The 16,553-nt window shown below is 32.4% G+C and carries 16 protein-coding genes; 15 read left to right on the top strand and 1 reads right to left on the bottom strand.

The window, feature by feature from the left end:
- Positions 1 to 735, top strand: a 735-nt coding sequence (locus CD128_RS11900; protein WP_231917299.1) for a ComEC/Rec2 family competence protein, incomplete at its 5' end; no start/stop codon positions are given.
- Positions 736 to 813: 78 nt separating this feature from the next.
- Positions 814 to 1,788: a DNA polymerase III subunit delta gene (gene holA, locus CD128_RS09730; RefSeq protein WP_103329723.1), complete on the top strand. Its 975-nt coding sequence runs from the start codon at positions 814 to 816 to the stop codon at positions 1,786 to 1,788.
- 38 nt (positions 1,789 to 1,826) lie between these two features.
- Here the strand turns inward: holA and rpsT are convergent, their stop codons facing one another.
- Complete coding sequence (gene rpsT, locus CD128_RS09735) at positions 1,827 to 2,078, bottom strand: 30S ribosomal protein S20 (RefSeq protein WP_103298117.1); 252 nt, start codon at positions 2,076 to 2,078, stop codon at positions 1,827 to 1,829.
- Between the two features lie 336 nt (positions 2,079 to 2,414).
- Between rpsT and lepA the strand changes: the two genes are divergently transcribed.
- From lepA to CD128_RS09800, 13 genes are all read left to right on the top strand, one after another.
- Positions 2,415 to 4,238, top strand: a complete 1,824-nt coding sequence (lepA, locus tag CD128_RS09740; RefSeq protein ID WP_103298118.1) for a translation elongation factor 4 — start codon at positions 2,415 to 2,417, stop codon at positions 4,236 to 4,238.
- 220 nt (positions 4,239 to 4,458) lie between these two features.
- On the top strand, positions 4,459 to 5,583 hold the full coding sequence (hemW, locus tag CD128_RS09745; protein WP_103329724.1) for a radical SAM family heme chaperone HemW: 1,125 nt from the start codon (positions 4,459 to 4,461) through the stop codon (positions 5,581 to 5,583).
- Positions 5,584 to 5,682: 99 nt separating this feature from the next.
- Positions 5,683 to 6,660, top strand: a complete 978-nt coding sequence (hrcA, locus tag CD128_RS09750; RefSeq protein ID WP_103329725.1) for a heat-inducible transcriptional repressor HrcA — start codon at positions 5,683 to 5,685, stop codon at positions 6,658 to 6,660.
- Positions 6,661 to 6,691: 31 nt separating this feature from the next.
- On the top strand, positions 6,692 to 7,327 hold the full coding sequence (gene grpE, locus CD128_RS09755) for a nucleotide exchange factor GrpE (RefSeq protein ID WP_103329726.1): 636 nt from the start codon (positions 6,692 to 6,694) through the stop codon (positions 7,325 to 7,327).
- 60 nt (positions 7,328 to 7,387) lie between these two features.
- Complete coding sequence (dnaK, locus tag CD128_RS09760; protein ID WP_103329727.1) at positions 7,388 to 9,217, top strand: molecular chaperone DnaK; 1,830 nt, start codon at positions 7,388 to 7,390, stop codon at positions 9,215 to 9,217.
- A 149-nt stretch (positions 9,218 to 9,366) separates the two neighbouring features.
- Positions 9,367 to 10,500, top strand: coding sequence for a molecular chaperone DnaJ (gene dnaJ / locus CD128_RS09765; protein ID WP_103329728.1), 1,134 nt, complete (start codon positions 9,367 to 9,369; stop codon positions 10,498 to 10,500).
- Positions 10,501 to 10,503: 3 nt separating this feature from the next.
- Positions 10,504 to 11,442 (top strand): 50S ribosomal protein L11 methyltransferase, encoded by a 939-nt coding sequence (prmA, locus tag CD128_RS09770; RefSeq protein ID WP_103329729.1) that lies wholly within the window; start codon positions 10,504 to 10,506, stop codon positions 11,440 to 11,442.
- 1 nt (position 11,443) lies between these two features.
- On the top strand, positions 11,444 to 12,196 hold the full coding sequence (locus tag CD128_RS09775) for a 16S rRNA (uracil(1498)-N(3))-methyltransferase (RefSeq protein WP_103329730.1): 753 nt from the start codon (positions 11,444 to 11,446) through the stop codon (positions 12,194 to 12,196).
- A gap of 5 nt (positions 12,197 to 12,201) precedes the next feature.
- Positions 12,202 to 13,548 (top strand): tRNA (N(6)-L-threonylcarbamoyladenosine(37)-C(2))-methylthiotransferase MtaB, encoded by a 1,347-nt coding sequence (gene mtaB / locus CD128_RS09780; RefSeq protein ID WP_103329731.1) that lies wholly within the window; start codon positions 12,202 to 12,204, stop codon positions 13,546 to 13,548.
- 130 nt (positions 13,549 to 13,678) lie between these two features.
- Complete coding sequence (gene rpsU, locus CD128_RS09785; protein WP_000048060.1) at positions 13,679 to 13,855, top strand: 30S ribosomal protein S21; 177 nt, start codon at positions 13,679 to 13,681, stop codon at positions 13,853 to 13,855.
- Between the two features lie 222 nt (positions 13,856 to 14,077).
- Positions 14,078 to 14,728 (top strand): NfeD family protein, encoded by a 651-nt coding sequence (locus CD128_RS09790; protein WP_197730777.1) that lies wholly within the window; start codon positions 14,078 to 14,080, stop codon positions 14,726 to 14,728.
- A 12-nt stretch (positions 14,729 to 14,740) separates the two neighbouring features.
- Positions 14,741 to 15,727, top strand: a complete 987-nt coding sequence (floA, locus tag CD128_RS09795) for a flotillin-like protein FloA (RefSeq protein WP_103298128.1) — start codon at positions 14,741 to 14,743, stop codon at positions 15,725 to 15,727.
- A gap of 18 nt (positions 15,728 to 15,745) precedes the next feature.
- Complete coding sequence (locus CD128_RS09800; RefSeq protein ID WP_103329733.1) at positions 15,746 to 16,459, top strand: hypothetical protein; 714 nt, start codon at positions 15,746 to 15,748, stop codon at positions 16,457 to 16,459.
- Positions 16,460 to 16,553 lie beyond the last annotated feature (94 nt).

Below are 16,553 nucleotides of genomic sequence, written 5' to 3' on the forward strand. Positions count from 1 at the left end.
TTTCAAACTAACAAAAATGAAACGGTAATGGTTGATACAGGAGGAAAGGAAACTTCCAACAATCAGTCTGCTACTCACAATATTTCAAAATATCATATACTTCCTTCATTAAAATCAAAAGGTATATCTTCAATCGATTATCTAATTCTGACACATCCCCACGCAGACCATATTGCCGAATTCCCTTATTTAGCTAATCACATTAAAATCAAAAGACTATATATTAATATCTTAAGTTATTCAAAAGAACAATACACTCAAATACAAACAATTTGTGAAAAGAATAATATCAAATTATTCGATGCGACAAAGATTGATACAATTCAATTATCAAATAGTAATATATCTTTTCTTAATTCTTATATTCCAACAAGTGAGGATAAAAATGAACACAGTATTGTTCTATTAGTTAAATATAGAATGATTAATATATTATTAATGGGAGATGCAACAAAAAATAATGAAACTTTATTGCTTAAAAGATATGATTTACCTAAAGTAGATATACTTAAAGTAGGGCATCATGGTAGTAAAACGAGTAGTTCGCTTCCATTTCTTGAAAAGATTCATCCTTCAATAAGTATTATTTCTAGTGGCAAAAATAATAAGTACCATCTTCCTAATCAATCTACCATTGATTCACTTCTAAAATTGGATTCAAAGATTTTCAATACGCAAAATGATGGAGAAATTTCTATTGATCTTGATAATCACTTCAGTACCTCATTTAAATAATTATTGAGAATTAGTGATAATAATTGTCTCATGATATAATATGTAAACGTGTAAAAATTAGAAAGGATGCTCATTACTATGGGGAATAATATAGTGGCCGTTTATGGAGAAGTACCAGAGCTTGTTGAAAAGAAAAGCAATGAAATTGTAAATGACTTTTTAAATGAAGCAAAAGATGATTTTAACTATATCAAATTTAATCTATATGAACATAGCATGTCTAATATTATTGAAGAAACGTTAACTATGCCTTTTATCTCAGAGAAAAAAGCCATTGTAGTTAAAAATTCTTTTATTTTTACAGGCGAAAAAGTTTCAAAAGATTTAACGCCAAATAATGATCAAATTTTAGAATTTCTTAATAAATATGATGGCGAGAATCTTATCATTTTCGAAATTTATCAAAATAAATTGGATGAACGAAAAAAGATAACTAAAACGTTAAAACAAAATGGCAAACTTTCCAAAGTAGAACAAATGTCCGAACAAGAAATAAAATCCTGGATACAGAATAAACTTTATGAAAATTATAAAGACATTAAGCAAGATGCATTAAATTTATTTATTGAGCTAACTGGTATAAATTTCAACATTGTCTCTCAAGAGTTGGAAAAAATCATTCTATTTTTAGGTGATAGGGCAACGATAACTAAAGAGGACGTTAACTTGATCATTAATCGTAGTTTAGAACAAAACGTCTTTTTATTAACGGAATATATTCAAAAAGGACAAAAAGCTAAAGCCATTGCACTTGTAAAAGATTTAATTATTATGAAAGAAGAACCTATTAAATTATTAGCATTAATAACAAGTAATTATAGATTATATTACCAATGTAAGATTCTTTCTCAAAAAGGCTATAGTGGACAACAAATTGCAAAGACAGTTAACGTCCACCCATATAGAGTAAAACTTGCGCTAACTCAAGTAAGACACTATCAATTAAATCAACTTTTAAATATTATTGATAATTGTGCTGAAACAGACTATAAACTCAAATCATCTTATATGGACAAACAATTAATACTTGAATTATTTATTTTGTCTCTATAAAAAAAGTTCAAGCGCTAAGCTTGAACTTTTTTAAAGAATTATTTACTTGATGACATTAATTGTGATTTAATGCGATCAGCTTTATTTGAATGAATTAAGTTACTTTGTGAAGCTTTATCAACTGATTTGATAGCGAAGCTAACTAATTCAGCTTTGTTGTCAGCGTTATTAGCGATAGCTGATTTAGCGTTTTTCACTGCAGTACGCATAGCGTTTTTTTGTGAAATGTTACGAGCTTCAGCGCTTTCAGTTGTTCTCACACGTTTAATAGCAGATTTAATATTTGGCATTACTGTCACCTCCTAAAAGTGAGCTTTAGCATATCAAATTTTATTTTGATTACAACAAGAAATATTTTATCAAAACATGTATGTTTGTGCAATCATTAATTGAAGTTAAACAACTTTATTTAGCAATTAAATCGCATTTACTATTGGAAAGCCTAATTCAACACTTTATAATTGAAGTATAAATTAACAACTAGTTCGTTGAAACAAGTTAATTTAAATCATTAAAGTTACAATATAATAGTTTATCTCAAATTTGCAATTAAGTTTTAAAAACGATATTATATCAAAGATGTATACATATAAGGGCTAATTTTATGAAAGCGAGAATGATAGGTTATGGATATGCAAGAACGCTATAACAGAAGAGAAACTATCCGAAATTTTTCTATAATTGCTCATATTGATCATGGTAAATCAACATTAGCAGATAGAATTTTGGAGAATACTAAATCTGTAGAAACAAGAGAAATGCAAGACCAATTATTAGATTCTATGGATCTTGAAAGAGAACGTGGTATTACAATTAAATTAAATGCTGTACGTTTAAAATATGAAGCGAACGATGGAAAAACTTATACATTCCATCTTATTGATACACCAGGACACGTAGACTTCTCTTATGAAGTATCTAGATCATTAGCCGCTTGTGAAGGTGCAATACTTGTTGTTGACGCTGCACAAGGGATTGAAGCACAAACATTAGCCAATGTTTACTTAGCTTTAGATAATGAATTAGAACTACTACCTGTAGTTAACAAAATTGATTTACCTGCCGCTGAACCGGAGAGGGTCAAACAAGAATTAGAAGACGTTATCGGTTTAGATCAAGATGACGTAGTTTTAGCAAGTGCTAAATCAAATATTGGTATAGAAGAGATTTTAGAAAAAATCGTAGAAGTTGTACCACCTCCAGAAGGCGATCCAAGTGCACCATTAAAAGCACTTATTTTTGATTCTGAGTACGACCCATATCGCGGTGTTATTTCATCAATTCGTGTTATGGAAGGCGTAGTTAAAGCAGGCGATCGTATTAAAATGATGGCTACTGGTAAAGAATTTGAAGTAAGTGAAGTTGGCATTAATACACCTAAACAGTTACCTGTTGAAGAGTTAACTGTTGGTGATGTTGGATACATTATTGCAAGTATCAAGAACGTAGATGATTCACGTGTGGGTGATACAATTACTCATGCTGAGCGTCCTGCTGAGGCGCCTCTAAAAGGTTATAAAAAAATGAATCCTATGGTTTATTGTGGATTATTCCCTATAGAAAATAAAGATTATAACGATTTAAGAGAAGCGCTTGAAAAACTACAATTAAACGATGCTTCATTAGAATTTGAACCTGAATCATCTCAAGCACTTGGTTTTGGTTTCAGAACTGGTTTCTTAGGTATGCTTCACATGGAAATTATTCAAGAACGTATTGAAAGAGAATTTGGTATTGAATTAATTGCTACTGCTCCATCTGTAATTTATCAATGTATAATGAAAGATGGTTCAGAAGTAACGGTAGATAATCCTGCTCAAATGCCAGAACGTGATAAAATTGAAGCAATCTATGAACCATATGTAAAAGCGACTATGATGGTTCCTAATGATTATGTAGGTGCTGTAATGGAACTATGCCAACGTAAACGTGGTCAATTTATCAATATGGATTATTTAGACGATATTCGTGTAAATATTGTTTATGAAATCCCATTATCAGAAGTCGTATTCGATTTCTTCGATCAACTTAAATCGAACACTAAAGGTTATGCTTCATTTGATTATGAATTCATTGAGAATAAAGAAAGTAACCTTGTGAAGATGGATATTCTGTTAAATGGCGACAAAGTCGATGCTTTAAGTTTCATCGTTCACAGAGACTTTGCCTATGAAAGAGGTAAAGCTTTAGTTGAAAAATTAAAAACATTGATTCCTAGACAACAATTCGAAGTACCTGTCCAAGCTGCTATTGGACAAAAAATTGTTGCTAGAACTAATATTAAATCAATGGGTAAAAACGTTTTATCTAAATGTTATGGTGGCGATATTAGCCGTAAGCGTAAACTTTTAGAAAAGCAAAAAGCAGGTAAAGCTAAAATGAAAGCTGTAGGTAGCGTAGAAATACCACAAGATGCTTTCTTAGCTGTATTAAAAATGGATGACGAATAGAATATAAATGAGGTTGAGACAATCATAGGTACTGGTTATATGAAGACTGAGACAACGAAATCCTTTTAAAGATTAAGATTTCTGTTTCACTCCGATATAACAGAATTTAGTAGAGTATATAGCTTTCACAAGTAAGAATTAAACTTACTTAAAACTACTAAAATTTTGTACCTTTGTCTTAACCTTTTTTTATTCGAAAATTTTAAGTGGGGGTGTAAAAATGTCATTTAAAAGCGCTTATATCCATATTCCATTTTGTGTAAGAATTTGTACATATTGTGATTTCAATAAATACTTTATTCATAAACAACCTGTAGATGAATATTTAACTGCACTAATTGAAGAAATGAAAACTAGTCAAAATAGAGAATTAGAAACCATGTATGTGGGTGGTGGCACGCCAACTGCATTGAGTGAAGCTCAACTTGAACGATTGCTTAAAGCTATTAACTCTATATTTAAAATAAATGGGGAATATAGTTTTGAGGCTAATCCTGATGAACTTACTTTTAATAAAGTTAAATTATTAAAAGACTATGGCGTTAATAGAATATCTATGGGTGTCCAAACGTTTAAACCTGAATTATTAAAAATCCTTGGTCGTACGCACCAAACTGAAGATATTTATAATGCAGTTAATAATGCCAGAAAAGCAGGGATTGAGTCTATAAGTTTAGATTTAATGTATCATTTACCTTCACAGACTTTAGAGGACTTTGCGGACAGCTTAAATCGAGCGCTTCAAATGGATATAGATCATATTTCAAGTTATGGTTTAATACTTGAACCTAAAACTCAATTCTATAATATGTATCGTAAAGGCAAACTGAAGCTACCTAATGAAGACTTGGGCGCAAACATGTATCAATATTTAATGAAGACATTAGCAGGATCTCAATTTAACCAATATGAAATATCTAATTTTGCTAAACCAGGACATGAATCGGAACATAATAAGGTGTATTGGCTAAATGAAGAATATTATGGTTTCGGAGCTGGAGCAAGTGGATATGTGAATGGGGAACGATATTCAAACTTAAATCCCGTTCAGCATTACATTAATGCAATAAATAATGGTAAACGTCCTATCTTAACAAGCAATTTTCCTACTTTTGAAGAAAAGATGGAAGAAGAAATGTTTCTAGGTTTACGAATGAATAAAGGTGTTAATAGACAAACGTTTGAAAATAAATTTAATATTTCTTTAAATAAAGTATTTGGTCAAACTATAAATCAACTAAAAAACAAACAATTGCTTACAGAAAATAATGGTTATATATCCTTAACTGAAAGAGGAAAAGTGATAGGAAATGAGGTTTTCGAGGCATTTTTATTAAATATATAATTTTTTATAAAAATCAGAGCTTTAACGTTGACTTACTTTGACCAATTTGATAAATTATAATTAGCACTTGAGATAAAAGAGTGCTAATGAGGTGAAAACATGATTACTGAAAGGCAATTAAGCATTTTAAATGCAATTGTTGAAGATTATGTTGATTTAGGACAACCTATTGGTTCTAAGACCTTGATTGACAGGCATCACTTAAATGTGAGCCCAGCTACGATTAGGAACGATATGAAACAGCTTGAAGAATTAAACTTTTTAGAGAAAGCACATTCTTCATCAGGTCGTTCTCCTTCAGAGAAGGGATTTCGCTTATATGTCAATCAATTATTAAAACAAACATCTCATCATAAACAAAAGAAAGTTCAACGGTTAAATCAACTATTGATTGAGAATCACTACGATATTTCTTCAGCATTAAGTTATTTTGCAAACGAATTATCTATGAAATCTCAATATGCAACGTTAGTTGTTCGTCCTAATCACAATAAAGATATTATAAATAATATTCATTTAATACAGGCTAATCCGTCTATATTAATTATGGTTATTATTTATCATTCCGGCCATGTAGAACATTTGCAATTAAGTTCTAATATAAGTTTGAATAGTAATAGATTAACAGAAATAGCGAAATTTATTACTAGCAACTATGGTCTTGAAGATGCAAAGTTAAATGAGAAAACAAAGTATTTTTCAAAGACGTTAGAAGAAGAACATTTTGTAAATGATTTAATAACAATGCTTAATTCTCATTTACTCAAACAAAGTAATAGCATTTTCATGGGCGGAAAGGTTAAACTAATTGATGCATTGAATGAAACCAATGTTTTATCTATTCAACCAATTTTACAATATTTAGAATCTGAACGGATTACTGAATTACTTGAAGATATATCTACTTCAGGTATTAATGTAAAAATTGGTAAAGAAATTGATGATAGTCTGAGTGATATTTCTATTGTCACTAGTCAGTATCATTTTGATGATTCTCTAAAAGGACAAATTGCGGTTATCGGACCAACTGCGATGCATTATCAAAATGTGATTCAATTACTTAGCCAAATTTGGTAAGTCTAATTGTAATTATATTGGAGGGCATAACATGACAGAAAAAGATGAATCTGTAAAAAACACTACAGACGTTTCTGAAGAAAAAGAAGAACATACAAAAGAGGAAGCAACAACAGTAGAAAACGGTGACTCAACTACTTCTACTTCAGAAGATGATAATTTACAAAATAATGACGTTAGTGAAGAGAACTCTGAAGAAACATCAGTAGATCCTAAAGATGAAGAAATTCAGCAATTACAATTAAAAGCTAACGAAAACGAAGAAAAATATTTAAGATTATATGCAGAATTCGAAAACTACAAGCGTCGAATTCAAAATGAAAATGCAACAAATAAAAAATATCAAGCGCAAAGTGTCTTAACTGACATCTTGCCAACAATTGATAATATTGAACGTGCACTTCAAATTGAAGGCGAAGACGAATCATTTAAATCATTACAAAAAGGTGTACAAATGGTTCATGAAAGCTTATTAAGAGCTTTAAAAGAAAATGGTCTTGAAGAAATCGAATCTGAAGGTCAAGAATTCGATCCTAACTTCCACCAAGCAGTAGTTCAAGACAATAATCCTGATTTTAAATCTGGAGAAATTACTCAAGAATTACAAAAAGGGTATAAGTTAAAAGATAGAGTCTTAAGACCATCAATGGTTAAAGTAAATCAATAATTTTATTTGACGAAAACACCATTTATTACATTAAATTAATCATATTGGAGGAATTTTATTATGAGTAAAGTAATCGGTATTGACTTAGGTACAACAAATTCATGTGTCTCAGTTTTAGAAGGTGACGAACCTAAAGTAATTCAAAACCCTGAAGGCGCTAGAACTACACCATCAGTTGTAGCATTCAAAAATGGTGAAACTCAAGTAGGTGAAGTTGCTAAACGTCAAGCAATCACTAACCCTAACACTGTACAATCTATCAAACGTCACATGGGTACAGACTACAAAGTTGACATTGAAGGTAAATCATACACTCCTCAAGAAATTTCAGCTATGATTTTACAAAACTTAAAAAATACAGCTGAGAGCTACTTAGGAGATAAAGTAGAGAAAGCAGTTATCACTGTTCCTGCATATTTCAATGATGCTGAACGTCAAGCTACTAAAGATGCTGGTAAAATTGCTGGTTTAGAAGTTGAACGTATTATCAACGAACCAACAGCTGCCGCATTAGCTTATGGTTTAGATAAAACAGAACAAGATCAAAAAGTATTAGTATTCGACTTAGGTGGCGGTACTTTTGACGTATCTATCCTTGAATTAGGTGATGGCGTATTCGAAGTACTTTCTACTGCAGGTGACAACAAACTTGGTGGGGATGACTTTGACCAAGTAATCATCGACTATTTAGTATCTGAATTCAAAAAAGAAAATGGCGTAGATTTATCTCAAGATAAAATGGCTTTACAACGTCTTAAAGACGCAGCTGAAAAAGCTAAAAAAGACTTATCTGGTGTATCTCAAACTCAAATCTCATTACCATTTATTTCAGCAGGTGAAAGTGGTCCATTACACTTAGAAATTAGTTTAACTCGTTCTAAATTTGAAGAATTAGCTGATTCATTAATCAAACGTACAATGGAACCAACTCGCCAAGCACTTAAAGATGCTGGTCTATCTACTTCAGAAATTGATGAAGTTATCTTAGTTGGTGGTTCAACTCGTATCCCAGCTGTACAAGAAGCAGTTAAAAAAGAAATCGGTAAAGAACCTCATAAAGGTGTAAACCCAGACGAAGTAGTAGCTATGGGTGCAGCAATTCAAGGTGGCGTTATCACTGGTGACGTTAAAGACGTAGTATTATTAGACGTTACACCATTATCACTTGGTATTGAAATTATGGGTGGACGTATGAATACGTTAATCGAACGTAATACTACTATCCCAACTTCTAAATCTCAAGTTTATTCAACAGCTGCTGATAACCAACCAGCTGTAGACATTCACGTATTACAAGGTGAACGTCCAATGGCGTCTGATAACAAAACATTAGGAAGATTCCAATTAACTGATATTCCACCAGCTCCACGTGGTGTACCTCAAATCGAAGTAACATTTGATATCGACAAAAACGGTATCGTAAATGTAACTGCTAAAGACTTAGGTACTAATAAAGAACAAAATATTACAATCCAATCAAGCTCAGCTTTATCTGACGATGAAATTGATCGTATGGTTAAAGATGCTGAAGAAAATGCTGAAGCTGATAAAAAACGCCGTGAAGAAGTAGACTTAAGAAACGACGCTGATAGCTTAGTATTCCAAGTTGAAAAAACAATCTCTGATTTAGGCGAAAACATTAGTGAAGAAGATAAATCAAATGCAGAAAGTAAAAAAGATGCATTAAAATCAGCACTTGAAGGTCAAGATTTAGATGAAATTAAATCTAAAAAAGAAGACCTTGAAAAAGTAATTCAAGAATTATCTGCTAAAGTTTACCAACAAGCACAACAACAAGCTCAAGGTGGCGCTGAACAACAATCAGGTAATGATAGCAATGTAGAAGATGCTGAGTTTAAAGAAGTTAAAGACGATGAAGATAAAAAATAATAGCTAATCGTTTATAAAGTTTGCGAAATTCAGTAAACGCCTATAAATGTCAGCCAAAAAGTCAAAGTCAATTGAACATTGGCTTTGGCTTTTTCTGTTATAATTAAAATATTTGAATATATGCAGAACGATTAAAAGGAGAGATAACAGTGGCTAAAAGAGATTACTATGAAGTTTTAGGTGTAAGTAAAGATGCATCTAAAGATGAAATAAAAAAAGCTTATCGTAAGTTATCGAAAAAATATCATCCAGATATCAATAAAGAGGAAGGCGCTGATGAGAAATTCAAAGAAATTTCTGAAGCGTATGAAGTTTTAAGTGATGAAAATAAAAGAGCTAACTACGATCAATTCGGTCATAGTGGACCACAAGGTGGCTTCGGTAGCCAAGGCTTCGGAGGTCAAGACTTCGGTGGATTTAGTGGTGGAGGATTTGAAGATATCTTTAGTTCCTTCTTTGGTGGCTCACGTCAAAGAGATCCTAATGCGCCACGTAAAGGCGATGACTTACAATATACAATGACGCTCGATTTTGAAGAAGCTGTATTTGGTACTAAAAAAGAAATCTCAATTCGTAAAGACGTTACATGTCATACTTGTAATGGTGACGGTGCTAAACCTGGTACTAATAAAAAAACATGTAGCTATTGTAATGGTGCTGGACATGTTTCAGTGGAACAAAATACTATCTTAGGACGTGTTAGAACTGAACAAACTTGTCCTAAATGTGAGGGTTCAGGTCAAGAATTTGAAGAACCATGTCCAACTTGTCATGGTAAAGGTACTGAAAATAAAACAGTTAAATTGGAAGTTACTGTGCCAGAAGGTGTAGATAATGATCAACAAATTCGTTTAGCTGGGGAAGGTGCGCCAGGTGAAAATGGTGGACCACATGGTGACTTATATGTAGTCTTCCGTGTTAGACCTTCAGATAAATTTGAACGTGACGGCGACGATTTATTCTATAAATTAAATGTTAGTTTCCCACAAGCTTCATTAGGAGATGAAATCAAAATACCTACATTAAATGGAAATGTAATACTTACTATTCCTGCTGGTACACAAACTGGTAAACAATTCCGTTTAAAAGATAAAGGTGTAAAAAATGTTCATGGTTACGGTCATGGCGACTTATTTGTTAATATTAAAGTAGTTACACCTACTAAGTTAACTGATAGACAAAAAGAATTAATGAGAGAATTTGCAGAGATTAGTGGTGAAAACGTAGAAGAACAACCATCTAATTTTAAAGATAAAGCACGTAAATTCTTTAGAGGGGAATAAATAATGAACTGGACAGAACTTTCAGTTGTAGTTAATCATGAAGTTGAATATTTAGTTACAGACATTTTAGAGAACTATGGGTCAAATGGTGTAGTAATAGAGGATTCCGATGACTTAATCAACCAACCAGCCGACAAATTCGGTGAAATCTACGAACTTAAAAAAGAAGATTATCCTGAATATGGTGTGAGATTAAAAGCATACTTTAATGAAATTAAGTACACTCAAGAATTAAAAGACAAGATTTATAATGACATTTTAGCTCTTGAAGATATAGATAAAGATGCAGTTATTTTTTCTGAAAAGACTATTGCTGAAGTTGATTGGGCGAATGAGTGGAAAAACTATTTCCATCCTTTCAGAGCTTCAGAAAGATTTACTATCGTACCTAGTTGGGAACAATACACAAAGGAATCAAATGATGAATTATGTATTGAATTAGATCCTGGAATGGCATTTGGTACAGGAGATCATCCAACTACTAGTATGTGCTTAAAAGCGATTGAAACATATGTATCACCATCTAATTCAGTTATAGATGTTGGGACAGGTTCTGGTATTCTAAGTATTGCAAGTCATCTTATTGGTGTTAAAAGAATCAAAGCGCTAGATATCGATGAAATGGCTGTAAATGTAGCTAAAGAAAACTTTAAGAAAAACAATTGTGAAGATGCAATTGAAGCTGTTCCAGGCAACTTATTACAAGATGAAACTGAAAGATTTGATATTGTAATTGCAAATATTTTAGCTCACATTATTGATGAAATGATTGAAGATGCTTATAATACTCTAAATGAAGAAGGTTATTTTATTACTTCAGGTATTATTGAGGAAAAACATGAAGACATTATGTCTCATATGAAGCGTGTAGGTTTCAATATAGTATCAATCAATCATGACAACGGTTGGGTTTGTATCGTTGGCCAGAAAGTGAGTGACTAAGTTGCAAAGGTACTTTATTAATCAAAACGCTGATGAAAATCAGCGTTTTTTTATTACTAGTAAAGAAGATATTCATCATATTACAAATGTAATGAGAAATGTTGTTGGTGATAATATTATTATTACTTTCAATGATAAAAAGGTTTATGCAACGCAAATCAGTAGTATTGACCCAGATAAAATCGAGATTGAATTATTAGTACAACAAGATATTAATACTGAATTGCCGGTAGAAGTAACAATTTGTAGTGGTCTTATTAAAGCAGACAAATACGAATGGCTGTTACAAAAAAGTACTGAGATGGGCGCTTCAAACTTTATAGCGGTGGGAATGGATAGATCCGTTGTTAAATTGCAAGCAAATAAAGTACAAAAGAAATTAGAACGTTGGCAAAAAATTATTAAAGAAGCTGCTGAACAAAGTTATCGTTTAGTCATCCCAGATATAAAATTCAAGTCGAATTTAGATGAAATTTATGATACTATTAGTCATTATGACTATATTTTATTAGCATATGAAGATGAAGCAAAACGTGGGGAAGTTAGTCTTTTTAAAGAACAATTAAAACAATTTAAGACTAATGATCGCATTTTATTTATATTTGGGCCTGAAGGTGGCTTTTCAGAAAAAGAAATTTCTAAATTTAGTGAAGTAGGTACCACTGTAGGTTTAGGACCAAGAATTTTACGGGCTGAAACTGCGCCACTTTATGCATTAAGTGCTATAAGTTTCGAAAAAGAATTAATGGGGTGAATAATATGTCAACAGTAGCGTTTCACACTTTAGGATGTAAAGTGAATCACTATGAAACCGAAGCAATTTGGCAACTATTTAAAGAAGCAGATTACGATAGAGTCGATTTTGAAACAAATGCTGATGTATTCGTAATCAATACGTGTACAGTAACAAATACTGGAGATAAAAAAAGTAGACAAATTATTAGAAGAGCAATCCGTCAAAATCCTGAGGCCGTTGTATGTGTTACAGGTTGTTATGCTCAAACATCATCTGCAGAAATTATGGAAATTCCAGGCGTTGATGTAGTAGTAGGTACTCAAGATCGTCATAAATTATTAGACTATATCGATCAATTTAGAGAAGAACGTCAACCTATTAACGGCGTTGGAAATATTATGAAGAACCGTACATACGAAGAATTAGATGTGCCTTATTTCACTGACAGAACAAGAGCTTCTCTAAAAATTCAAGAAGGCTGCAACAACTTCTGCACATTCTGTATTATTCCATGGGCACGTGGTTTAATGCGTTCTCGTGACCCTGAAAAAGTAGTTGAACAAGCGACTCAACTAGTTAATGCTGGTTATAAAGAAATTGTTCTTACTGGTATTCATACAGGTGGATATGGTCAAGACTTGAAAAACTATAACTTAGCACAATTGCTAAGAGATTTAGAAGAAATCGATGGATTAGAACGTATCAGAATTTCTTCAATTGAAGCGAGTCAATTAACGGATGAAGTCATTGGTGTATTAAAACAAAGTAACAAAGTGGTAAGACATTTACACGTACCACTTCAATCTGGTTCAGACACAGTTTTAAAACGTATGAGACGTAAATACACAATGGAACACTTCTCAGAAAGATTAACGAAATTACATGATGCTTTACCAGATTTAGCTGTTACAAGTGACGTTATCGTTGGTTTTCCTGGAGAAACTGAAGAAGAATTCCAAGAAACATATGATTTTATTGTTAAACACAAATTCTCTGAACTTCATGTATTTCCATATTCAGCAAGAATTGGTACACCTGCAGCACGTATGGATGATCAAATTGATGAAAATATTAAAAATGAGCGTGTGCATAAGTTAATTGCTTTAAGTGATCAACTTGCAAAAGAATATGCATCTAAATTTGAAAATGAAGTATTAGAAGTTATCCCTGAAGAAGCTGGTGAAACTGAAGGTACTTTAATAGGTTACGCTGATAACTACATGAAAGTAGAATTTGAAGGCGATGAATCATTAATTGGTGAAATTGTAAAAGTTAAAATTAATAAAGCTGATTATCCAATTAACATTGGTAGTGCTATTAGAGTAGTAGATCACGCTACAAATAAATCAGAAGATGCAGTACTATTATAATTTTTAAAATTATAAAGATTTGCAATTGACCATAATTATTTCATATATTATACTAATAAAAGCATAGTCAAATTGCTATGCGATTAATGACTTTAAAGTTCCGTTGATATTTGGAGGGAGGGAAATACAGATGTCTAAAACAGTAGTACGTAAAAACGAATCACTTGAAGATGCATTACGTCGATTCAAACGTTCAGTATCTAAAAGTGGTACTATCCAAGAAGTACGTAAACGTGAATTTTACGAAAAACCAAGTGTAAAACGTAAAAAGAAATCAGAAGCTGCACGTAAACGTAAATTCAAATAATTAATAGCTCTGTTGACTCCCTCAACACGAATGTTAATTATATATATGCTCTCGATTAGCCTATGCTAATCGGGAGTTTTTTTATATTCTTCTACTTTTAGGCTAGCACTATAATATATAAATATATTCATGTATAATCATAGTCGAGAGCGAGGTGAAATTGTGACTTATTCTAACGCAATACATATAGGCTTTAATTCAGCTTTGTCTAATAATGCTGGGATGGAAGATTTATCTAATATACTGACTCATCCTATTATTTCTTTAATATTAACTTGTATCATTTTTCTAGGCTTTTTATACCAACTTTATTCTAAAAGAATTAATCTAGCGGGTGTCATTGCATCTTTAGCATTATTAATTTTATTCTTAGGCTTTCTAATTAGTGGAGATGTTAATTTAATCTCAGTATTACTATTCTTCGTAGGTACGATATTAGTAATCATAGAGTTATTCGTAGTAGGTGCCGTTATAGGGATTATAGGTATTACATTAATAGTGATAAGTATTATCATGCTTGGCGACAATATTTTACTCATGCTACTAAACGTAGTAATTGCTTTAATCTTATCTATTATTGAATGGATATTACTAGTGAAAGTACTTAAGAGAAAGATTCCATTTTTAGATAAAGTTGTATTAAAAGACTCCACATCTGCTGAAGCAGGTTATAGATCTCACGATGACCGTTCTCACTTAGTTGGACAAACAGCTCGTACTGTTACAGATTTAAGACCAGCAGGCATTATCACCGTTAATAATGAAAGAATTGATGCTGTGTCTGATGGCTCATTTATTCTTAGAAATAAAGAAGTTAAAATCCTTGAAGTGGAAGGTACGAGAGTTGTTGTAAGAGAAATAGAACATTTATAAAGGAGCGATTTAATGTTTAGTATTGGACTTATCATCATTGTTGTTATCATTATAGTAGCATTATTATTGCTATTCTCATTTGTACCAGTCGGACTTTGGATTTCTGCAATTGCAGCTGGTGTAAAAGTAGGAATCGGTACGCTAGTAGGTATGCGATTACGTCGTGTATCTCCTCGTAAAGTAATTGGACCACTTATCAAAGCTCATAAAGCTGGCTTAAATTTAACAACTAATCAATTAGAATCTCACTACCTTGCAGGTGGTAACGTAGATAGAGTAGTAGATGCAAATATCGCTGCGCAACGTGCAGATATTAATTTACCATTTGAACGAGGTGCAGCAATCGACTTAGCTGGTCGTGATGTATTAGAAGCCGTTCAAATGTCTGTTAATCCTAAAGTAATTGAAACACCATTTATTACTGGGGTAGCTATGAATGGTATTGAAGTTAAAGCTAAAGCCCGAATTACAGTTCGTGCGAATATTTCACGCTTAGTCGGTGGTGCTGGAGAAGAAACGATTATTGCACGTGTTGGTGAAGGTATCGTTTCAACGATTGGTTCAAGTGAACACCATACTCAAGTCCTTGAGAATCCAGACAACATTTCTAAGACGGTATTAAGTAAAGGATTAGATTCAGGTACTGCATTTGAAATCTTATCTATTGATATCGCGGACGTAGATATTGGTAAAAATATCGGTGCTGACTTACAAACTGAACAAGCACTTGCAGATAAGAATATTGCTCAAGCCAAAGCCGAGGAACGTCGTGCTATGGCCGTAGCATCTGAACAAGAAATGAAAGCACGAGTTCAAGAAATGCGTGCTAAAGTAGTAGAAGCTGAATCAGAAGTACCTCTTGCTATGGCTGAAGCCTTACGTAAAGGTAATATTGGCGTTAAAGATTATTATAATTTGAAAAATGTAGAAGCAGATACAGGTATGAGAAACGCAATTAATAAACGTACTGAACAAAACGATGACGAATCACCAAAGTAATAAACAAGGGGTGATTAAATGAATATAGGTATTCTCATATTTGTAATATCTGTTATTATCTCGATTATAAGTGCTATACGTGATAAAAGTCATGAAGAGCGCCGTAATCGACGACCTCCTCAAAGAAACGTCGGGGAGCCTACTCAAAAGCCTGAACGTAAAAAAGGGTTTTTCGAACAATTAGAAGAAGCATTTAGCGAATTTGAAGAGAGTTTATCAGACGAAACTGATAAACCTAAGCGTTCTGAAACATCTCGAAAAAATACCAGAGATAATCAGAAAAAGGTTTATCATGATAATCAACTTGAAAAAGAAATCTACAAAGAACAACAACCTGAAGAAATTGAACGAGCACAAAGACAACAACATCGTAAAGTTGAAATGCAACAAGCTCAACAACATAAAAATGAAAATTCAGGCCGACGTACAGACGATGAACGTCGAAATTTCCAAGAGAAATTAGAACAAGAATTAGCTGATAGTTTGTTCAATGTTCGTTCTGAAATTGATCGTGAAAAAGAGAAACAACTTTCTCGTATTGAACATAAAGCACGTGCTATTATTGAGGATAAAAATTTAACTGAACGAACAAAGCGCTATCGATTAAAGCAATTGCTTAATAGTAAGTCTATTGAACAAGATATGACACATCAAAGTTTGCAATTTGATAAAGATCCGATTGTTAATGGACTTATCTGGCAAGAAGTCCTTGAAAGACCTAAGCGATTGTAATTGACGTTCAACATCACTAGAGCAGAATTGAAACTAACATTGATTTCAATTCTGCTCTTTTTATTTTGTAATACAGATAAACGAGTTGAAAGCT

The organism is Staphylococcus croceilyticus, from assembly GCF_002902575.1.
GTDB classification, from domain to species: Bacteria; Bacillota; Bacilli; order Staphylococcales; family Staphylococcaceae; genus Staphylococcus; species Staphylococcus croceilyticus.